Raw genomic sequence first — 20,564 nt, 5'->3', positions numbered from 1 at the left:
CCCCACTGGAATACAGGCAATACCTGCTTAGTTCAGCAGCATAAAAAATGGCACCAACCATAAGGAAATGGCCGGTGCCAGAGTTTTTGTTTTTATACTGTCTACTTGACGGGGTGCAGTTCACATGTCCGAACCAAGGTTGTTTTTTTGATTACCTGTTCGTTTGTGCCGCGAGACCGCTGAAGGAGATGGGGCCTACGACGTTGGCTGCTGTGCCCGCGGTAAGATTTTCCGCAGTGACCGTGTAACGGTGAGTGCCTCTCGGTACATTGCGGTCAATTCCTTGGAAGGTCACGGCGTAGTTTTGTTCGGAGCCGGCGGATTCGATGCCTTGTATAGTGTTGAAAATTTCCCTTCCGTCACGGAAAATTCTAAAAAGGATCTGGGCGATGCCGGTTATCCCCCGTACCCCTACGGTGGCTACCAGTTCGACACGATTAGGCTGGGCATTGACCGGGATCGTAATTCGAATTGTCGCGAGGACGATTCGTCCAGGTGACCGGGGAATTCTAGTAGCCGTCAGCCTGTTAAACCTTCTGCGCGGCTGAACCGCTTCTTTATCAAGAAAGCGTGCCATTTCTATCACCTCTCTTCGAGATAAGATAGATTATGATATGGCGTCAGTTTCGTAAGGATTGTGCGCATACATGAGAGAGACAGAAAATGGAGGAACGTCTCGTGCGGCGATATACCTTGCGAAATTGTGGTGGAGTTTTCCTCTTTTCAACTGCTGCTTAAAGGAGGGTTTTCCTCGCTTCTCTTGTCAAGGAGCGTGGAATCCACTATTCTGTTACTGAACATAAAGAAGAAACGGTGGATGGCATATGGCACGAGTAGGACCGAAGCTGAACCAGTCGAATACGCTTCTCATGATCTCCAGCATCTATTCTTCTCTCACGAAAGCGGAGAAGAAGGTCGCGGATTTCGTCCGCAGCAATCCCGAGGAAGCGGTGCTGGCTACCGTAACGGATTTGTCGGAACAGGCCGGTGTCGGAGAAACGTCGGTTATCCGTTTTTGCCGGAAACTCGGTTTTCGAGGATTCCATGAATTTAAACTGTCGGTGGCGCAAGATTTGGTGGACCGCCCTCCTTCGGTATCGAACCTGGAAATCGAAGAAGAAGACGACGTGCTGACCGTAGCGCGCAAAGTGACGATGAAGCACGAGATGCTGCTTAAAAACACGCTGGATCTCATTAACGTGGATAATCTCAAAAAAGCGGTTGATAAAATGTTGGCCGCGGATCGAATATTCATTTATGGCGTCGGTTCTTCCGGCATCACGGCATTAGACTTGCATTATCGTCTCATGCGGATCGGCATGAGCGTGGAGGCGCACCGGGATTCCCACATCATTGCCATGAATGCGGCACTGGTGAAGAAAGGGGACTTGGTGTTCGGCATCTCGACATCCGGAAGTACACGGGATTTGGTGGACCCGGTACGCCAAGCCAAGCTGAACGGAGCGGACGTCATCTGTCTCACCAGCCATTTGCGATCCCCGATCGCGGCGTATGCGGACACGGTGCTGCTGGTGCCTTCCCGCGAAATGCCGACGGAAGGCGGCGCATTGTCGACCAAGTTCTCGCAAATTCATTTGCTTAACATCTTAACCACCTTGCTTTCGATGAAAAAGGACAGCGCGGAGGAATCTCTCGAGAAAACGGCGATTTCCGTGGCGGACAAACTTTATTAAGGCACTGAAATTAAAGGGAAGGTCCGAGAGGATCCTTCCTTTTTGTTATGGATTATTATTTCTATTTGCATATAAATAGTGGAGTAACAATCCAGTATGTGGTACGATAATATCATCATATCAAGTGATTACGGTAGGTGAGGCGATGAGCAACTCAGCGGATATTATCGTAATTGGTGGAGGGCTTGGCGGATGTATGGCCGCGCTGGCTGCTGCCAAAGCCGGAACCCGCGTCATCCTTACGGAAGAGACCGACTGGCTTGGCGGTCAATTGACGAGTCAAGCGGTACCGCCGGATGAGCATCCCTGGATCGAGAGTTTCGGCTGCACCGCCACATACCGGGAGTTCCGAAATCGCATCAGGCGTTATTATTACGATGAATATCCTTTAAAGCCGGAAGTGCGGGACAATCCGAGGCTGAATCCCGGGAACGGCTGGGTCAGTCGGTTGTGTCACGAGCCCAGAGCAGCTCTTCGCGTATTGAACGATATGCTGGCTCCTTTCGTTAGCAACGGACGAGTTCTTGTCTGCTACGGATATCGTCCTGTAGAAGCCGAGACAGACGGCGATTTTGTGAAATCGGTTACGGTTTTTAACGACTCCACCGGAGACCGCCTGACGCTTCGAGGCTCATTTTTTTTGGATGCGACGGAGTGCGGAGATTTGCTTCCACTTGCAGGTGTCGAATATGTAACAGGTTCGGAAGCGAGAGCCGAAACCGGTGAGCCGCACGCCGCAGAGAGCGCGGATCCGCTCGACATCCAATCCGTCACGCATGTGTTTGCGATGGACTACATTGAAGACGGGAACTTTACGATTCCCAAACCGGAACAATACGATTTTTGGTGCACTTATGTTCCTTCTTTTTCAACGGTTCCGATCCTGAGCTGGATGATGCCCGACGCGAACAGCGAAGAAAGAATGAAAGAATGGTCGTTTATGCCGGATGGAGTCAACCCCATGCCGTTATGGACGTATCGACGCATTATCGACGCTTCTATCTTTGCCGACGGGTTCTATGAATGCGACATCACGCTCGTCAATTGGGCACAAAACGATTATTTTCTCGGACCTGTGTACGATGTGCCGGAGGAAGAACGGCGTATAAATCTGGCTGGCGCCAGACAACTGAGCCTGTCTCTTATGTACTGGCTGCAAACGGAAGCTCCCAGGCCGGACGGCGGAAAAGGTTACCCCGGACTCCGCCTCCGTCCTGATGTGCTAGGAACCGAGGATGGCTTAGCCAAACAGCCGTATATCCGGGAATCCAGACGCATCAAAGCGGTTTACACTGTAACCGAGAATGATGTAAGCCGGGAAGTGCGGGGAGATCAAGGCATACGCCGTTATAAAGACAGCGTGGGAATCGGCCATTACTGGCTCGATCTGCATCCGACCACCCGTACGAACAAAATGTGCTTCATTCCGACTTACCCTTATGAGATTCCGTTAGGCGCACTTTTGCCGATCCGCTTGAAAAACTTGCTCCCGGCTGGCAAAAACATCGGGACGACGCAGATCGCGAACGGTTGTTACCGCTTGCACCCGACCGAATGGAATATCGGTGAGTCGGCTGGCTGCCTAGCCGCATATGCCTTTCAGAACGAGGTTACCCCGCATGAGGTTCACGGGAAACCGCATCATCTGCAGAAATACTTGGAGTTGTTGGAGCAGCAAGGGATTCAAACCCATTGGCCGGAAGACATGACGCTGTAAGGAGAGTCCGCATATGGAGTTTGCGATCGGAGTCGATATTGGGGGTACGAAAATCCAGTTTGCGGCGGTGAATCGCGAGGGGGCGATCATGGAACGGCAATTGATGCTGACGGAAGCGCTGCTCGGTCCGCAGCAGTTAGTGGATAAGGTGCTGGCCGGCATCGAGGGCATGATTTCCAACTTGACGCCTGGCGGCAGGATTGCCGGTATCGGGATCGGCAGCGCCGGGCAAATCGATTTTCGCACCGGCTCGGTCGCTTTCGCGGGAGAGACGCTCCCGGGTTGGACGGGGACGCCGATCAAGCGCTTGGTGGAAGAGAGATTCCACATCCCGGCTTACGTGGACAACGATGTCAATGTCATCGCCGTTGCCGAGAAAGTGTTCGGCGCCGGTCGCGAGTTTGAAAGCTTCGTTGTTATCGCATTAGGCACCGGGCTCGGAGGCGCCATCGTCGAGTCCGGTCAATTGGTGCGCGGCGCGTTCGGCGGAGCCGGCGAGCTTGGGCATGTGTCCGTGGACTTTAACGGCCCCCGCTGCCCCTCTTGCGGTAATTACGGATGCATTGAACTGTACGCGTCCGGCACCGGTATTGCCAGATTGGGCGCTGAATCTCTGTCTGCCGGTGCAACAGCTGCCTGGAAGCCAAACTCGCGGGAAATTATCGAAGCATGGCTGCAGGGCGAACCGCTGGCGGGCGATGTCATGGACCGCGTTATACGTGCGCTGGGTTCTGCCGTCGCCGGATTCATTCATACGTTTAATCCTGAGGCGGTCATCATCGGAGGCGGCGTATCGGAGACGGGGCCGGTTTTCCTCGATGCCTTGAACGAAGCGGTGCAGGCCCGCACCTCCGCTGCGATGAGTAAAGCCTGCAGGCTGCTTCCGGCCTATGTCGGAACCGACGCGGGCGTCATCGGCGCCGCTGCGCAAGTGTGGCATTACGGTAACAACCGATAAACGAATCAAGGGAGAGATCGAGATGAAACTGTCCAACAAAATCGGCGTCATTGTCGACAGCTTCCGGCTTCCCGTTCGGGAAGGCCTGCTGAAGGCGAAGGAGGTCGGCGCTGAAGGTGTTCAAATCTATGCTGTAAGCGGAGAGATGGATCCCTCGGAACTGAGAGGCACGGCCCGCAAAGAATTGAAGGCGTATATCGAATCGCTGGGGCTTGAAATTTCCGCGCTTTGCGGAGATTTAGGCGGACATGGATTCCAAGACCGGGCCGCCAATCCGGACAAAGTTGAAAAATCGAAACGAATTCTCGACCTGGCCGTCGAGCTCGGCACGAACGTCGTCACGACGCACATCGGCATTGTACCGGACGAGCATAGCGCGGTATACGAAGCGATGCAGCAGGCTTGTGAAGAACTCAGCCAATATGCGAGCAGCATGGGGGCCTATTTCGCCATTGAGACAGGGCCGGAACGTGCGGCGCATCTGAAGTCGTTTCTTGATACGCTCAGCACGAAAGGTGTTTCGGTCAACTTCGATCCCGCCAACATGGTCATGGTCACCGGTGACGATCCGGTTCAAGGGGTGCGACTGCTGAAGGACTATATTGTACATACGCACGTGAAAGACGGAATCCGCTTTCAAGAAGTTGACCCCAGGGAAGTCTACGGCGCGCTCGGCTTCGAACCGATGGATCACGGCAAAATCGCGGAAATGGTGTCGTCCGGCAAAGTGTTCAAAGAAGTGCCGCTCGGTGAAGGCAGCGTGAAATTCGACGAGTATTTTCAAGCGCTTCAAGATATCGGTTACAAGGGCTACTTGACGATCGAACGCGAGGTCGGAACCAAGCCGGAGGAAGACATCCGCAAAGCTGTAGAGTTCATAAAACGGTATCGCTGAAGGAGACGAAGCACTCCGTTATGAAGATCCATTTCCTCGGAACGGCCGCGGCGGAAGGCTTTCCCGCCCTGTTTTGCCGCTGCCCGCATTGCGCCAAAGCCCGGGAGCTGGGAGGAAAGAACGTCCGGACCCGCAGTTCCGCCATTATCGACGATACGCTGAAGATTGATTTTCCCCCGGATACGCTGCACCACGTGCTTCGGGACCGGCTTGACTTGGGACTCGTCAAAGACTTGTTCGTGACGCATACCCACTCCGATCACCTGCGCGCCGAGGACTTGGAAATGAGACTTCCCGTGTATGCGCACGGATTGGACCATCCACTAACCGTCTACGGTCATGACGCGGTGGTGCGCAAATGCCGCGAAGCGTTCGGCCGGCCCGGCGATGAGCAAATCATCGTCCGCCGCATTGTACCGTTCGAGACGATCGACACAGGATCCGCCAAGGTCACGCCTTTGCCGGCGAATCACGATCCGGACGAAACTTGTCTGCTTTTCTTTATCGAGAAAGACGACAAAACGTTGTTTTACGGCCATGATACCGGATTGCTGCCGGATGAAACCTGGGCTTGGCTGTCCGATCGACAGTTGGATCTCGCCATCTTGGACTGCACGAACGGAAACCTCCCGTGGACCGGAAGCCATCTCAATATCGAATCGGTGCTGGCCATCCGGAACCGAATGCGGGATAACGGGATATTGCGGAACGGAGCACAGACGGTCGCGACGCATTTTTCACATAACATCGGATTGCAGCACGGGGACTTGAAGGCCATTTTCGATCCGGAAACGATCACTGTAGCCTTTGACGGCATGGTGCTTCACGTTTGACCGGTGAGGGATAAATCAAATCATACCCAGACATGGAGGAAACAGAAATGAGCAAAATCAAGGTAGCGGTCATCGGATGCGGTACAATCGCCAACACGGCGCACATTCCGGCTTACATGAAAAATCCGAATGCGGAAATCAAGTATTTTTGCGACATCCAATTAGACAGAGCCGAAAAAGCGGTTAAGGAATACGGCTGCGGGACGGCGATCGAAGATTACCGCAAGATACTCGAAGATCCCGAAATTGAAGCCATTTCGGTCTGTACGCCGAACAACGTGCATTCGACCATTACGATCGATTGTCTGCGTGCCGGCAAAAACGTGCTTTGCGAGAAACCCGCGGCCAGAACCTACGAGGAAGCGCTGGAGATGCAGAAGGTACAGCACGAAACCGGCAAGGTCCTCAACATCGGCGTCGTGAATCGCTTCAATACGGGCGTCAATATCATCAAAAAAATGATTGAGGACGGCGAGCTTGGCGAGGTTTATCACGTGTATGTAAGCTTCCGTTCGCAGCGTTCGATTCCGGGACTGGGCGGCGCGTTCACGACCAAGGCCATCGCGGGCGGCGGCGCACTCATCGACTGGGGCGTTCACTTCCTTGATATCGTGATGTACTGCACCGGCGATCCGAAGCCGAGAACCGTGACCGGGCAAGCATACAGCAAACTGGGCCGCGATATGAAAAACTACTCTTACATTGATATGTGGGCGGGTCCGCCGAATTATGAGGGAACTTACGACGTAGACGACTTCGTGACCGCGATGATCCGGACGGAAGGGCCTAGCATCACTGTTAACGGCGCTTGGGCGCAGAACATTTTCGTAAACGAAATGTATATCGATTTCTTGGGTGATAAAGCCGGGATCCGGCTCCAATACGGCTCCGACTTCAAGCTGTACAGCGCCAAGAACGGTGCGCTGCTCGAAACCTCGCCGAAATTTAATTCAACGGACATGTTCCAAAACGAGATCGACGCGTTTCTGGCATGCATCCGTTCAGGGGAGAAGCTGCCTTCTCATATCGACACCGTCATTCTGACTTCTCAAATCATGCAGGCCATCTACGATTCTTCGGAAACCCGCGCGGAAATTAAACTTTAATCGGATGGGCGGGAGAAGAGATGAAAAAAATCGGCTTTATCGATTATTTTCTCGATGAATGGCATGCGCAAATGTATCCGGAATGGATCGAACAGGCTTCGGGCGGCAGCATGAAAGTGGCTTACGCCTACGGCAAAATCGATTCTCCAAGCGGTGTGTCGAACGTTGATTGGTGTTCGGCGAGAGGGATCGAGCTGCTGGGCTCTATCGAAGAAGTGGTGGAGAAAAGCGACTATCTGATCGTATTGTCACCGGATCATCCCGAGTTCCACGAAGAATTGTCGCAGCTGCCTCTGCGTTCGGGCAAACCGACCTACATCGACAAAACGTTCGCTCCGGACCGCAAAACGGCTCTTGCGTTATTCGAACTGGCGAATCAACATGGCACCCCGATGTTTTCGAGCTCGGCTCTTCGTTATGCGGCCGAGTTCACCGGAATCGAGCGGGAAGGAATCGATGCGATTGTTAGCATTGGGCCGGGCAGGTTCGAAAATTATTCGATCCATCAAATTGAACCGGTAATCTCCTTGATGGGAAGCTCGCCCGAGCGGGTGATGTCGATCGGTACAGCCGACTCACCGGGTTTGCTCATTCAATTCGCGGACGGCAGACAAGCGGAGGTGCGGCATTTCGGGGAAGGGGCCCCGTTTGCCATGGCAGTAAATTACGCTGCGGGCGATTCGAAATTGATCAAGGTCGAGTCGGACTTCTTCGCAGCGTTCATCCGGGACATGATTACTTTTTTTGAAACCGGGAAGCCCAAGGTGGACCCAAGCGAGACCGTCGCCATTATTACGATCATCGAATACGGATTGAAAGCCATGACTAAGCCGTTCGAATGGCTCGAGCTTCGGTCCTGACGCGATTTCCGCACCAAAAGGGAGGATGCCCGGTCGTTCAATACGAACCGGGTATCCTCCCTTTTTCGATCAGCGAATCTTCGAAACTTCGTCGCAGCGGTCGTAAAACTCTGTCTGCAGCTTCAACGCGGTGCCGTCTTCTTTGATCCGTTTCACCGCTTTGGCCAAGTTGGCCGCGCAGAAATCCAGGTACGTTTTGCCGTATTCCGCATTGGACAGAGAAGGATTTCCGGCAATTTGATTCGGATACTCGGTGTACCAATGGATGCCGGCGAACAGCTTCTCTTCGCTCATCCACCGGCCTCTGCCCATCGGATCCCATTCTCTCGGGTTCAAGCGGTCCATATGAACGAGAGACGGATTGATGTGCAGGATTTCGGAAGTTTCCATATGATCGGCGTGCCCGTAATCCCCGGGTGTCTCAAAATGATTTTCCAGATATGCATGCTGCTCTGCGGACAGCTCCCACAAATCGTAAATATACACCATATAATCTCTTCGCTCGTCCAGCATGGATTGGGCGAAGTAACGCAGCCAATGGTTGTTTCCACCATGGCCGTTGGCTAGCAAGATTTTATCGAATCCGTTCCGTCGGATTTCCTTCACTACTTCTCGCAGCAGCTTCATCTGGATGTCGCTGCCCACTGCCACCGTTCCTGCAAAATGCCGGACTTCGGATACTTGGGCGAAAAAATAATAGGGAAAGATGACAAACGGCTCCAGATGGGAGGCTTTCTCCGAAACGGATCTCGCGATCATCATGTCGGTTCCGATCGGTAGATGGTCGCCGTGCTTCTCCAGACAGCCGATAGGCAGCACGCACACTCTTTCTGAAAAAAGGACGGCTTCTTCAAATTGTTTGACGGTTAAATTTTCCCACAGCATAAAATTCCCTCACTTTTTTATCACAGCGGATTTTTTCCATTATAATTCCATCATATCCGAGCAGAGTGTGAAAACATAGTGGAGTAGTTCTTTATTTCTAAACTTAATGGTGGAGTGAATATTCTACTTATGTTAAGATATTTGCAAATTTAAACGATTCGTGAACCCATAATGGAGAGGGGATCGAAAATTGAATCTCATCGATTGGAAAGAGACACTGGAACAGGAGCTCGTGCAATTATCGCAGCAAGGTGCGGATCTGAACGAACTTCCGGCCCATTTGCGAACCGTATCGGGTACGCAGGCGGAGCTGGCAGCCAAATGCCGCGAACTCTATGAAAAGCAGGGGCAATGGCCAATCGTGCCCGGGTACCCGTATCAAGAGCCATCCGACTGGTCCTCCATACAAGAAGCATCCCTTTTCCACGCGAAACAGGAGAAGATCGACCGGAACCGTTTGTTCGATAGAATTCACGGAGCTTGGCTTGGACGGGCCGCGGGCTGCTTGCTCGGAAAACCGGTGGAAGGCTGGATGCGTGAAGAAATTCGAAACTTGTTGGCCGCTTGTGATGGTTACCCCCTGAGAAATTATTTTACTGGAAGGTTTCCACCAGACGGCCTCGAATCGTGGAAGCATGAACAATACGCGCAGAACGTCATTGAGAACGGTTCAGGAATGCCGAGAGACGACGACATGGATTACACAATCTTGGCATTAAAAACATTAGAAATTTTCGGATCTGAATTTAATACCGACAATATTGCGGAAATGTGGCTTACCTATCTGCCTCCTTTCATGACATATACGGCCGAGAGAGCGGCCTATCTCAACTTGTGCGCCGGCGTGCCGGTCGCAGATGCCGCACTACTGAATAATCCGTACCGCGAGTGGATCGGCGCTCAAATCCGTGCCGATTTTTACGGCTACATCAACCCGGGCGATCCTGCGGAAGCCGCGAGGATGGCTTTTCAGGATGCGGCCCTCTCCCACAAGGGCAACGGCATCTACGGAGCGATGTGGATTGCCGCCATGAACTCGGCGGCATTCTGCCTCGAGGATCCGGAAGCGGTGATCCGCGCAGGCATGGATCATATCCCGCAGCAATCCAGGCTTCATGAAGCGCTCGACTGGGTGCTTAGGCTGAAGAACGAACAGCCGAGCTGGGAGGCGGCCGGCGATCACTTGCTGAAACAATTTGCGGGATACCACCGCATACATACGATCAATAATGCGGCCATTGTAGCTTTGGCGCTTTTATACGGGGAGAGAGATTTGGAGAAAACCATCTCCATCGCCGTGATGATGGGGTTGGACACGGATTGTAATGGCGCAAGCGCCGGTTCCGTAATCGGCATCCTGAACGGAGCGAACGCTTTGCCGGATAAGTGGACGCGGCCGCTTCACGACCGGATCGAGAGCTTTATCGCCGGTGAAGGAGTACAGACCATCAGCAAGCTTGCCTTGCGATCATGGGCGATAGCTGCAGAAAGGCGTTATTAAGATGACGGTATCCTTGTCCTATAACAGTCAAGGGCAGTTTAAAATCGTACAATTCACGGATCTTCACTGGGGAGATAACAACGAAGGAGACCGACAAACCCGCGCTTTAATGGAAGAAGTGCTGAAAGCCGAACGTCCCGACCTGGTGGTAATTACCGGTGACGTGATCGAAGACGGCACCTGTAACGATCCGAGACAGTCAATCCGTCAAGCCGTGGCGGCGATGGAGGATTCCGGCATAGCATGGGCTATCGTTTTCGGCAACCACGATGCTGAAGCTCGCATTTCCCGCCAGGAGCTGTTCGACTCGCTGAAAGGGGTTCGTTACGGCATAACGCAGAGAGGTCCGGAATCAATCACCGGGGTCGGGAATTATGTCATTCAATTAACCGGGCGCGATGGAAACACGGGGCACGCGCTATTCTTTCTGGACTCCGGAGATTACGCGGAGGCCAGAATCGGCGGTTATGCTCACATTGCGAGAGACCAGATTGACTGGTTTGTCCGGGAATCTTCACGATTGGCGGCCGAGAACGCCGGTTCGCCCATCCCCTCGCTGGCATTTTTTCATATTCCGCTTCCAGAGTACAACGATGTTTGGGATTTTGAAGTATGCCGGGGTTATAAACAAGAAATGATCTGCTGCCCTCGTCTGAACACCGGGATGTTCGCGGCGATGGTGGAGATGGGAAATGTCATCGGCACCTTTGTAGGACACGATCATGATAGTGATTTTTGCGGAGAATTGCATGGGATTATGTTGTGTTACGGCAGAAAAACCGGATACAACAATTACATGAAACCCGGTTTCGCGAAAGGTGCAAGAGTGATCGTTCTCGAGGAAGCCGGCAGCGGGTTCCGGACTTGGCTTCGGCTCGAGGGCGGACAAACGGTAATGGACCAGCCGATCCATCAACCGGAGGAAGGAAACCGCCTACGCAAGCATGATCATCCTCATGCAGCAAAAAGCCTCCCGTCCGCGACTGACGGGAGGCTCTCTGGATCATCACGCTTCGAGATGAAGGTCGAAACCCACCTCAAACATTCGCTTCCACGGCAGGATCACATTCTCAAGCCGGATCCGTCCGGGATCCAGCTCCTTTAGGAACTCATCAATGAAAGCCTGCAATTTGTCTTGAATCAGTGCGGCTGCCTGATCGTGTATGGCCGCGACGTCAAAGTAGTTTCCGCCGAGCTTCTCGATGTGCCGATAGGCTACGTCCATTCGCACGATGGCTTGATAGCCCCAATCTTCCACGAGACGGGATAAGTAGAATGCCTCGCTGTTTCTCGATCGGACGCTTCCGCCTTTTTTTTCCTTTTTGTGAAAATAAGACTCCACGATGGCGTGGGGGATCACCGTTCCGAGGGAATTCCCCGAAGTGTTCCATCCAGCGTAGGCAGACAAGCTGGACAGCAGGCCCATCCCGGAGAGAAGCTTCATCAGAGGCTCATCGGCGCCGTTGCAGGTGGCAACATCGGCAAGTGCCAACATATAGCCTTTGTCGGCATACCGGCGAATGGCATGAGCAAATTCACGATAATTGATTTCGGAAAAATAGGAAGCGTGCCTTTGTTCGAAGCTGTCTGTGGTTTCCGCCATGTCATATTGTCCGACAGGTGGAGAATTTATCATCAGGACAAAATCGGCATCAGACGCATGATCGGCTATGTATCCTCCCGCCGCTGTAATCTGGCATTTGAGACTTTCTGCCAAGCTTCGGTCCTCGTATTTGGGGATGGCGAACGGGCCCGAGGCGGAAGAATGACGAATGAAAATATCCGGTTGATACCATCTAATCTCGCAAAACACCCGGGCAAAGAGCGTATTGCCTACTTCGTCGGCGCCGGGATAGATGTGAACGCGGTCAAACAACTGTTTGTCCTGCACCGAGGCCAGCAATTTGCGCTGTTCGGAAGACGAGTAACCGTATTTGGCGTTGTCATCGAGCGGGATGATCAAGAAGTCGATCGTTTCGTTAGCGGTGAGTTCGACTGCCAATTCGTTGACCGCGGAATTGATGCGGCGGCGGCCGATGAAGTCTTGCTGCACCGCTTCGGGCAACTCTAAGGACAATTGCTCCCACTTCATTCGTTCCGACTCTGTCAGCCCCTCGCGTGCCTGCTTATCCTGCAGCCGGCCGAACATGGACAATTGTGCGCCATAATCGGCATAATAGTCGGGCTCTTCGTCGCTGCTGTTGTAAGCGGGAGCGCGCATGATCAAGTTAAAGGCATAAATCCGAAGTTTTGGATTCGCCTTTTTCAATTGCGCGAGTGTTTGAAGCCTGGATCGACAGTCCTCGATGGAAAGGTAGTGGAGCCTTGAAGGCACAATGCCGCCGTATACCAGCATGTCCAACGACACGATGAGATAGCCGGAGCCCGATGTTTGTTCTTGAAGCCAGTCGGCTATCCTTGCCGTATCGGCCGGCTGTTTTTTGCGTCCCAATAATGCCGGCGGGGGAGCCGCCATCTCGATATCCGCAGCAGCGGCGATTTGCAGAGGAAATTTGGCGTTGCACGGTCTTTCATCCAATGGGAGATAAACAATGCGGTCCATTTTGAAATCATCCCTTTTTTTGTTTATTGTAGCATAACTTTTGAAGGAAATATCCGAAAAGTGTAATCAAAATGAAAAATTCCTCTTTTGTATAATCCCATTTGTTGCTATAATAAAGGCAAACAGGTTGGAGGTGAGATTCAACAATTAATATGAATTCGGATAAATACTCCAGTTTGGGAACAGGTGAACTGATGAATAACACACTCATTACCAACCTGAAAAGTGGATTGATCGTATCCTGTCAGGCGTTGAAAGAAGAACCATTGTTCGGTTCCGAGCACATGGTTTCCATGGCTTTGGCTGCGGAAGAGGGAGGCGCAGTGGGAATTCGCGCCAATACGCCGAATGATATCTCAGCGATCAAGAACAGAAGTTCATTGCCGGTCATAGGTTTGTATAAGAAACATTATTCCGACTCCGACGTATATATCACACCCACAATCCAGGAAGTGATGGAAGTGGTAGAAGCGGGAGCGGATTTTGTAGCGATCGACTGCACCCGCCAAAAACGTCCCCAAGGAATATCGTTGCAACAATTTATCCATCAAATTCGATATCGCTTTCCGACAACTGCTATCGTAGCGGATATCTCTACTTTTGAAGAAGGCGTGGCAGCAATGGACTTGGGTTTGGATGTGATTTCGACCACCATGTCCGGTTACACCCCGTACAGCAAGCAGCAAGAAGAACCAGATATCGATTTGGTATCCCGTTTGTCTGCACTTCATCGAACGCCGGTTTTGGCGGAAGGCCGAATCTCGACACCAGAACAATGTGTCGCATGTTTGCATGCCGGAGCTCACGCCGTCGTAGTGGGCACTGCCATCACGAGACCTCAAGAGATTACCCGCCGATTTGTGAACGCGATTCACGCTGGTACTCAAGCTTAAACATAGAACCATCGTTTCTGGCTCTATTCCAAGAGCGGAATCGTAAACCCTATGTATTCGCTTCTGTAACCCTAATAAACGTTTAGTTAAGAAAGACTTTATTGAAGGTGGTGATGCAGCCTCATTGCAGTCGGTGTTACCGGAAAGCTTCTCTTTACCCTTCGTTTAACGAAGGAGGGTCGTAAGCCCGCAAGATCTTCTCGTGAACTCGCTCATCCTCTCATCCTAGACGAACGGACGGATCTTGTTGCCTCGGCAGTCTCAGCTTTGCGGAGTCAATTGCAATATAAAAAGAAACCGCTTACACAAACTGGCCACAAGCAACACAAGTCTAAGGAGGATATTCCGTGAAAAAAAGGTCACTGATGTCGCTTATGGTATTAATGGCGTTGATCGTCGCCATCATCTCCGCATGTTCGTCCAAGAATAACAATGATGCACAATCTTCTTCGCCATCATCTTCTTCGCCATCATCTTCTGCGCCGGCATCTTCGGCCGCTTCGGGAGAGAAAGTTGAAATTCAGTTCTGGTATGGCTGGGGCGGACCGGAAGGCGAAGTGATGGAGAAAATAATTAAGAAATTCAATGACAGCCAAGACCACATTGTCGTGAAAGGCACAGTGGAAGGCGATTACAGCAAGCAGCTTACGGCCATTACGGCTGGCAACCCGCCGGATGTAGCATCTAACTTCGGTAATGCGTCCGTGCCGAACGGCGAGAACGGCGCCAACACTCCTCTGGATGACTACATGGCGAAGAGCGGCCTCACGGCGGAGCAATTCGTGCCGGGCGCAATCAAGCAGCAGCAATATAACGGCAAAACATACGCGCTGCCGGTCGCCATGCACTTCAGCATGCTGTTCTATAACAAAGACTTGCTTGCGCAAGCCGGCTACGACAAGCCGCCGGAAACCGTGCAGCAATTGTTTGAATACTTTGACAAGCTGAGCAAATTCGACTCTAACGGCGCCATCAAAGTACTTGGACTCGGTGCTCCGACTCTGCCAGTCTATGACTACGCTTACCTCTTCGGCGGCAAATTCGTCGATGTAGACAAAAACGAGATCACGCCGCAAGATCCCGGATTCATCCAAGCAATGAAGCAAAGCGCCGCTCTGTATAAAAAAGCGGGCGGAGCCGACAAAGTGAATGCGTTCAAAGTGGGAGACTGGTTGTCCGCGAACGATCCGTTCTTTACCGGCAAATACGCAATGACTTTCGGCGGAGAATGGACCGGCACGTTCATCAAGAAATTTGCACCGAATCTGAATTATGGAATCGCTCCATTGCCGTATGACGAGAACCATCCGGAAATGAAAGGCGCGGCTTCCGTCGATACGTCCACCTTCTACATTCCGAAAGGCGCCAAACATCCGGATGAAGCTTGGGAATTCATCAACTGGTTCATGAAGCCGGAAAACATTGCGGAATTTGACGCTGGCATCGGTAACCTGACACCGGTCATTGCAGCGATTGACTCTCCTCTGTTCAATGACGCTGCCGGATTCAAAGAATTCCTGGATGCATCCAAAAACCCGAACTTGCAAAGCTTCCCGGCTTCTCCATATATGGGCACGTACACGAATGAAATCGGCGTCGCGTTTAACGATGTTCTTCTTGGCAAAACTTCCGCTGAACAAGCGGCGAAACAAGTTGCAGATAAAATGGCGCCGGAAGTCGCCAAGTACAAAAAGTAAGGAGTTCGCGGTAAACATGCGACTCCTGCCCGCGCTATGCGCGGGCAGGAGTCCATATGATTTGTATGCTATGGGGGTGCACCATCTTGCGCACGACATCAGAAAAGAAAATCGGCGTATCCAAATGGAAAGCGTTGCTCACCTGCGGGGTTTTGCTCACTTTGATTGTAGCTCCTCTAGGAAGCGCAGGCGCTTCGGAAAAGCTCGCGGATAAATACAAGGACGCACTGAAACTCAAGCCGATTGACTTTTCTGCATACAGCGAGTCTCAACTGTCGACTTACTCCACCGTGTTGAAAAAGCAGGAAAGTGCCGGTGTAAAGAATACCCAGAATATCCATGTGGAAATCCCGGCGGCAAGTTTTTCCGGTTCCGGCTCCAAAACGAATGCGGCACCGGAGCTGCAGACCGGTATCGGCGGCAGCCCGGATCAGGCTGTCGTTTATAAAGAAGAACTCGATTGGATCGAGTGGCCGGTCGATGTTCCGGAAGACGGATTTTACAATATCGAAGTGACTTATTTTCCGATAGAAGGTAAGCGTTCCTCCATTGACCGCAGCATGAAGATCGATAACGAATTTCCTTTTAATGAAGCACAGCGGCTGACATTCTACCGCATGTGGGCCGACCAGGCCGAACCGAAACAAAACAGCCAAGGTGACGATATTCGACCGAGGCAAGTAGAGGTCCCGCGTTGGGAGACCGTCAAATTAACCGATAATGAAGGAAAATACCCGGAGCCGTTCCGTTTCTATATGAAAAAAGGAAAACATACGGTCCGTTTCGATACGATAAAAGAGCCTGTCGCCATCTCGAAAATCTCTCTCGTATCCCCAGAAGCCGTGCCTACATACCAACAAGTTAAACAACAATATGAGCATAGCGGCTATAAACCGGCTGTGGATCAGGTGATCAAATTTCAAGCGGAAAAAGCCGCGTACAAAACGGAGCCGACACTTCGCAGAGAATCGAATTCGGATCCGCTTGTGGAACCTGCCATACATGGCAATCAACGGCTGAATGTAATTGGCGATTACCGTTGGCGTAAGGGCGGCCAGTACCTGGTCTGGGATTTCGACGTTCCGGAGGACGGTCTGTACAAAATCGGCTTGAAAAACGGCCAATGGTGGGGAGACGGCCTGCCTTCCTATCGAAAAATCGAGATAGACGGTAAAATTCCGTTTCAAGAGTTGGAGGAATACGCATTTCCATATGCCAAAGATTGGAGGGTATCCGGTCTCGGCAACAAGGACGGCGACTTTCTTTTCTACTTCACCAAAGGGAAGCACACGATGCGTATCACAGCTCAGCTTGGGCCTTACCGTGACGTGATCGATTCCCTTTCCCAAACGATATTTGCCATCTCCGAATTGAACAGGAAAATCATCATGGTGACGGGCACGAAACCGGACATGAATTTCCGTTATGAATTAGATCGCCGGATACCGAATCTCATTCAGGATCTCAATTTGGTTACCAAAAATTTGTCTCTCCAAATCCAATTACTTGACGACTTGTCGGGTAAGTCGCCGGCGGTTGTGCAGAGCTTGAAGTCGATCCGGGATCAGTATCAAAAAATGGCTGACAATCCGGACGACATCCCCAAACAGCTGGAAGACATCACCAACACGCAGGGGCAGCTCGGCAATTGGCTGCTGACCTTGAAGGAATCTCCGCTTGTACTGGACTATTTTGTAATTTCTACACCGAAAAAGAAATGGCCGAAAGCGACATCGAACTTCTTTCAGCGCAGCGTCTCCATGACGCAAAATTTCTTTCGTTCCTTTACTAAAAATTATGACAGCGTCGGAGACACCTTCAATAGCGGAGACGGCCCGGTTATCGAAGTTTGGATCGGCAACGCCCGTGAATGGGCGGAATTGATCAAAGATTTGGTTGAAGAAGATTTCACTCCCAAAACCGGCATCCGGGTGAACATCAACACCATTCCTGCATCTCAATTGGCCGAAGGGAATACGAACAGGCTGCTTCTAGCGGCAAGTTCGGGCATAGCCCCCGACGTCGCGACCAACCTGGACGCCACGCTCCCGGTGGAATTCGCGATACGCGGTGCGATAGTCGACCTCAAGCAATTCCCGGATTACGAGCAAACGATCAAGCAGTATTTGCCCGGCTCGCTAATTCCTTATCAATATAACGGCGGTGCCTATGCACTTCCGGAAACGCAAGACTTCAGTCTGCTGTTTTATCGGAAGGACATCTTATCCCAATTGGGATTAGGCATTCCGGATACCTGGCAGGATCTATATAAGATATTGCCGATTTTACAGCGAAACGGGATGAACGCCTGGATCCCGACGATGTTCGATCCGTTCCTCTATCAGCATAACGGCAGCTTTTACAATAATAATCTGACACGATCGGGGCTGGATACGTCGGAAGCCTACGCGGCTTTTAAAGAGTGGACGGACATCTATACCAACTTCCGGCTGCCCGTCGAAGCGAATTTCTTCAACCGGATGCGCTCGGGCGAAATGCCGATCGGCATCGGCAACTACACGACATATATGCAATTAGCCGTAGCTGCTCCCGAGCTCACCGGCCGGTGGGGTGTGGCTCCCGCTCCCGGCACGTTGATGCCGGACGGCAAGGTAGACCGGACGGCGGGCGGCGGAGTGTACGGCGATGTCATCTTTAAGCAGTCCAAACATCAAAAAGAAGCCTGGGAATTTTTGAAATGGTGGTTGAGCAAGGATGTGCAGCTTCGTTTCGGGCAGGAACTCGAATCTCTGATCGGCGTGGAAGCCAGATGGAACACCGCGAACGTCGAGGCGTTTAAGGATTTGCCCTGGCCGAAGGAGGATTTGCAGACGTTCGAAGAGCAGTGGAAATGGTATCGGGAAAGACCTGTCATTCCCGGGGGATACTTTACGCTGCGCCATGTCATGAACGCATGGAACCGAGTCGTCCTCTCCGGTACGAATCCGAGAGAATCACTAGAACAAGCGGTCAAGGATATTAACAAAGAATTGATGGCCAAGCAGGAAGAGTTCGGGATCAGCACGGCTCAGAAGTAACGAACATCAACCTCATCAGGTTGAATCGAAAGGACGGATTCCGGGTGGCGGGACAAACAGCGGTGGCGGCCAGCCATCCAACGGCTTACAAGACCAGGACAAGAAGAAGGTTGGTCGCCCATTTGAACGAGCATAAGATCAAATATCTCATGCTCGCTCCTTTTCTTATTTTGTTTGTGATGTTTTATATCGTACCCGTGCTTTCTTCCATCGCGCTCAGTTTTACTTATTACAACATGCTTCAGCCGCCGAGATGGATCGGATTGGCCAATTACCGGGTTCTCTTTTTGGAAGACGATATTTTTCTGATCGCCCTGAAAAACACGTTTGCGTTTGCCATTGTTACGGGGCCGTTAAGTTACTTTTTATCGTTCTTTTTCGCCTGGGTTATCAACAATTTGAGATTCAGCAACGCGTTCGCCTTGGCTTTTTATGCGCCGTCGATTACGAGCAGCGTGGCGCTTGCCGTGGTTTGGACTTACATTTTCTCGGCCGACAGATATGGCTTGATCAACAAAGTATTGATTGATTACGGAATGATTGACAGGCCGATCATCTGGCTGGCGAATCCGAATTACATGTTATACGTCGTCATGTTCGTTTCGCTATGGATGAGCATGGGCGCAGGGTTCCTCGTATTTTTGGCAGGTCTGCGCAACGTTCCTGCCGATCTGTATGAGGCGGGCGACATTGACGGCATTCGAAACAAGTTCCAACAGATGTGGCTGATTACCCTTCCGATGATGAAACCGCAATTGTTGTTCGGAGCGGTTATGGCAATCGTCGCCTCGTTCGCCGTTTTTGATATCGCCGTTGCGTTGACGGGGATGCCGAGCGCGAACTATGCGGCTCATACGATTGTGGCTCACTTGTACGATTATGCTTTCATCCGTTTCGAACTCGGCTATGCATCGGCGATATCCGTGGTCCTGTTCCTCCTGACCTTCACGCTGGGACGCATTAGCATGCGAATTTTCTCATCCAAAGACGAGTAAGGAAGGAGAAACCGGAATGCACGCAATATCCGAACAAATCTTTAAACCCATAAGCCGGGCGGCGTATCTGTTTCATAGAAGGTGGATCAAAGGGATAACCATCGGCAAAATTTTATTATATGTTTTCATGATCGGCTTGGTTTTCTTTACGGCGGCTCCCATTATTTTCGTTACTTCGACCGCGTTCAAACCGCTGGATGAGCTGTTTTTATACCCGCCGCGATTTTTCGTCATGAAGCCGACTCTCAAAAACTTCAGTGATTTATTGATCGCCACGGACTCGTCACTGGTTCCGTTTACCCGTTATTTATTCAACAGTGTATTTACGACAGTCGCCGTTGTGTTTTTCAGCGTCGTTGTCTGTTCAATGGGAGCATTTATTATTTCCAAGTATAAGCTCCCCGGAATGGGCTTTATCTTCGCGGTGGTCATTTCGACTTTGATGTTTCCACCTCAGGTGACATCAATTCCGACGTATTTCGTCGTTTCCAACCTAGCCATTCTGAATACGTATTGGGCGCTGATCTTGCCGAAGCTGGCGGTACCCTACAATTTGTTTCTCGTAAAGCAGTTTATGGACCAGATTCCCGATCAAACCCTGGAAGCGGCGAGGGTGGATGGCGCAAACGAGTGGACAATGTTCTGGAAAATCGTCATGCCGTTTGTTAAGCCGGCCTGGATGACCGTCGTCATTTTCTCCTTTATCGCCACATGGAACGATTTTGCCTCACCTTTGATCTATACGACGAGTGAAACGATGAAAACTCTCCCGTTAGCCATGCTCGGCGTATCCAACGGTACCGTCGGCCGGATGGGGGCTGCGGCGGCCGGTGCTTTCGTGACGGTGGCGCCGAGTATCATCTTGTTTATTCTCATGCAGCGTCAAGTCATGGACACAATGTCGCATTCCGGGATCAAATCGTAGAGAC

The 20,564-nt window shown here is 51.7% G+C and carries 17 protein-coding genes; 14 read left to right on the top strand and 3 right to left on the bottom strand.

The window, feature by feature from the left end; all coding sequences use genetic code 11:
- Positions 1–151 precede the first annotated feature (151 nt).
- Positions 152–577, bottom strand: coding sequence for an exosporium protein C (locus E5161_RS04005; protein ID WP_136776355.1), 426 nt, complete (start codon positions 575–577; stop codon positions 152–154).
- Between the two features lie 247 nt (positions 578–824).
- Between E5161_RS04005 and E5161_RS04000 the strand changes: the two genes are divergently transcribed.
- The 7 genes from E5161_RS04000 (at position 825) to E5161_RS03970 (ending at position 8,063) form a co-directional block, all read left to right on the top strand.
- Complete coding sequence (locus E5161_RS04000; protein ID WP_136776354.1) at positions 825–1,694, top strand: MurR/RpiR family transcriptional regulator; 870 nt, start codon at positions 825–827, stop codon at positions 1,692–1,694.
- A gap of 145 nt (positions 1,695–1,839) precedes the next feature.
- On the top strand, positions 1,840–3,411 hold the full coding sequence (locus E5161_RS03995) for an FAD-dependent oxidoreductase (RefSeq protein ID WP_136776353.1): 1,572 nt from the start codon (positions 1,840–1,842) through the stop codon (positions 3,409–3,411).
- 13 nt (positions 3,412–3,424) lie between these two features.
- Complete coding sequence (locus tag E5161_RS03990; RefSeq protein WP_136776352.1) at positions 3,425–4,369, top strand: ROK family protein; 945 nt, start codon at positions 3,425–3,427, stop codon at positions 4,367–4,369.
- Positions 4,370–4,391: 22 nt separating this feature from the next.
- Positions 4,392–5,264: a sugar phosphate isomerase/epimerase family protein gene (locus tag E5161_RS03985; protein ID WP_211246677.1), complete on the top strand. Its 873-nt coding sequence runs from the start codon at positions 4,392–4,394 to the stop codon at positions 5,262–5,264.
- Positions 5,265–5,284: 20 nt separating this feature from the next.
- Positions 5,285–6,097 carry an MBL fold metallo-hydrolase gene (locus E5161_RS03980; protein WP_136776351.1) on the top strand — a complete coding sequence of 271 codons (813 nt, stop codon included), beginning with the start codon at positions 5,285–5,287 and terminating at the stop codon, positions 6,095–6,097.
- Between the two features lie 47 nt (positions 6,098–6,144).
- On the top strand, positions 6,145–7,203 hold the full coding sequence (locus E5161_RS03975; protein ID WP_136776350.1) for a Gfo/Idh/MocA family protein: 1,059 nt from the start codon (positions 6,145–6,147) through the stop codon (positions 7,201–7,203).
- A gap of 20 nt (positions 7,204–7,223) precedes the next feature.
- Positions 7,224–8,063 (top strand): Gfo/Idh/MocA family oxidoreductase, encoded by an 840-nt coding sequence (locus tag E5161_RS03970; protein WP_136776349.1) that lies wholly within the window; start codon positions 7,224–7,226, stop codon positions 8,061–8,063.
- A gap of 69 nt (positions 8,064–8,132) precedes the next feature.
- Here E5161_RS03970 and E5161_RS03965 read toward each other — a convergent pair whose 3' ends face one another.
- On the bottom strand, positions 8,133–8,948 hold the full coding sequence (locus E5161_RS03965) for a creatininase family protein (RefSeq protein WP_136776348.1): 816 nt from the start codon (positions 8,946–8,948) through the stop codon (positions 8,133–8,135).
- A 190-nt stretch (positions 8,949–9,138) separates the two neighbouring features.
- Between E5161_RS03965 and E5161_RS03960 the strand changes: the two genes are divergently transcribed.
- Both E5161_RS03960 and E5161_RS03955 read left to right on the top strand, forming a co-directional pair.
- On the top strand, positions 9,139–10,449 hold the full coding sequence (locus E5161_RS03960) for an ADP-ribosylglycohydrolase family protein (protein ID WP_136776347.1): 1,311 nt from the start codon (positions 9,139–9,141) through the stop codon (positions 10,447–10,449).
- 1 nt (position 10,450) lies between these two features.
- Positions 10,451–11,554, top strand: coding sequence for a metallophosphoesterase family protein (locus E5161_RS03955; protein ID WP_136776346.1), 1,104 nt, complete (start codon positions 10,451–10,453; stop codon positions 11,552–11,554).
- Here E5161_RS03955 and E5161_RS03950 read toward each other — a convergent pair.
- Complete coding sequence (locus E5161_RS03950; RefSeq protein ID WP_136776345.1) at positions 11,456–13,012, bottom strand: DUF4127 family protein; 1,557 nt, start codon at positions 13,010–13,012, stop codon at positions 11,456–11,458. The genes E5161_RS03955 and E5161_RS03950 overlap by 99 nt on opposite strands.
- 152 nt (positions 13,013–13,164) lie before the next feature.
- Between E5161_RS03950 and E5161_RS03945 the strand changes: the two genes are divergently transcribed.
- The 5 genes from E5161_RS03945 to E5161_RS03925 all read left to right on the top strand — a co-directional run bounded on the left by E5161_RS03945 (position 13,165) and on the right by E5161_RS03925 (position 20,560).
- The gene (locus E5161_RS03945; protein WP_246042086.1) at positions 13,165–13,905 is read left to right on the top strand and encodes an N-acetylmannosamine-6-phosphate 2-epimerase; all 741 of its coding nucleotides are present in this window, start codon (positions 13,165–13,167) and stop codon (positions 13,903–13,905) included.
- 347 nt (positions 13,906–14,252) lie between these two features.
- Complete coding sequence (locus E5161_RS03940; protein ID WP_136776344.1) at positions 14,253–15,602, top strand: ABC transporter substrate-binding protein; 1,350 nt, start codon at positions 14,253–14,255, stop codon at positions 15,600–15,602.
- Between the two features lie 86 nt (positions 15,603–15,688).
- Positions 15,689–18,640 (top strand): extracellular solute-binding protein, encoded by a 2,952-nt coding sequence (locus E5161_RS03935; protein WP_169306567.1) that lies wholly within the window; start codon positions 15,689–15,691, stop codon positions 18,638–18,640.
- A gap of 44 nt (positions 18,641–18,684) precedes the next feature.
- Positions 18,685–19,635 (top strand): carbohydrate ABC transporter permease, encoded by a 951-nt coding sequence (locus E5161_RS03930; protein ID WP_246042085.1) that lies wholly within the window; start codon positions 18,685–18,687, stop codon positions 19,633–19,635.
- A gap of 16 nt (positions 19,636–19,651) precedes the next feature.
- Positions 19,652–20,560, top strand: coding sequence for a carbohydrate ABC transporter permease (locus E5161_RS03925; RefSeq protein WP_136776342.1), 909 nt, complete (start codon positions 19,652–19,654; stop codon positions 20,558–20,560).
- Positions 20,561–20,564: the final 4 nt, after the last annotated feature.

Origin of the sequence: Cohnella pontilimi (assembly GCF_005049045.1) — a bacterium.
GTDB classification, from domain to species: domain Bacteria; phylum Bacillota; class Bacilli; order Paenibacillales; family Paenibacillaceae; genus Cohnella; species Cohnella pontilimi.
The sequence above is the reverse complement of the archived record's forward strand: the minus strand, read 5'-3'. Positions and strand labels throughout refer to the sequence as shown.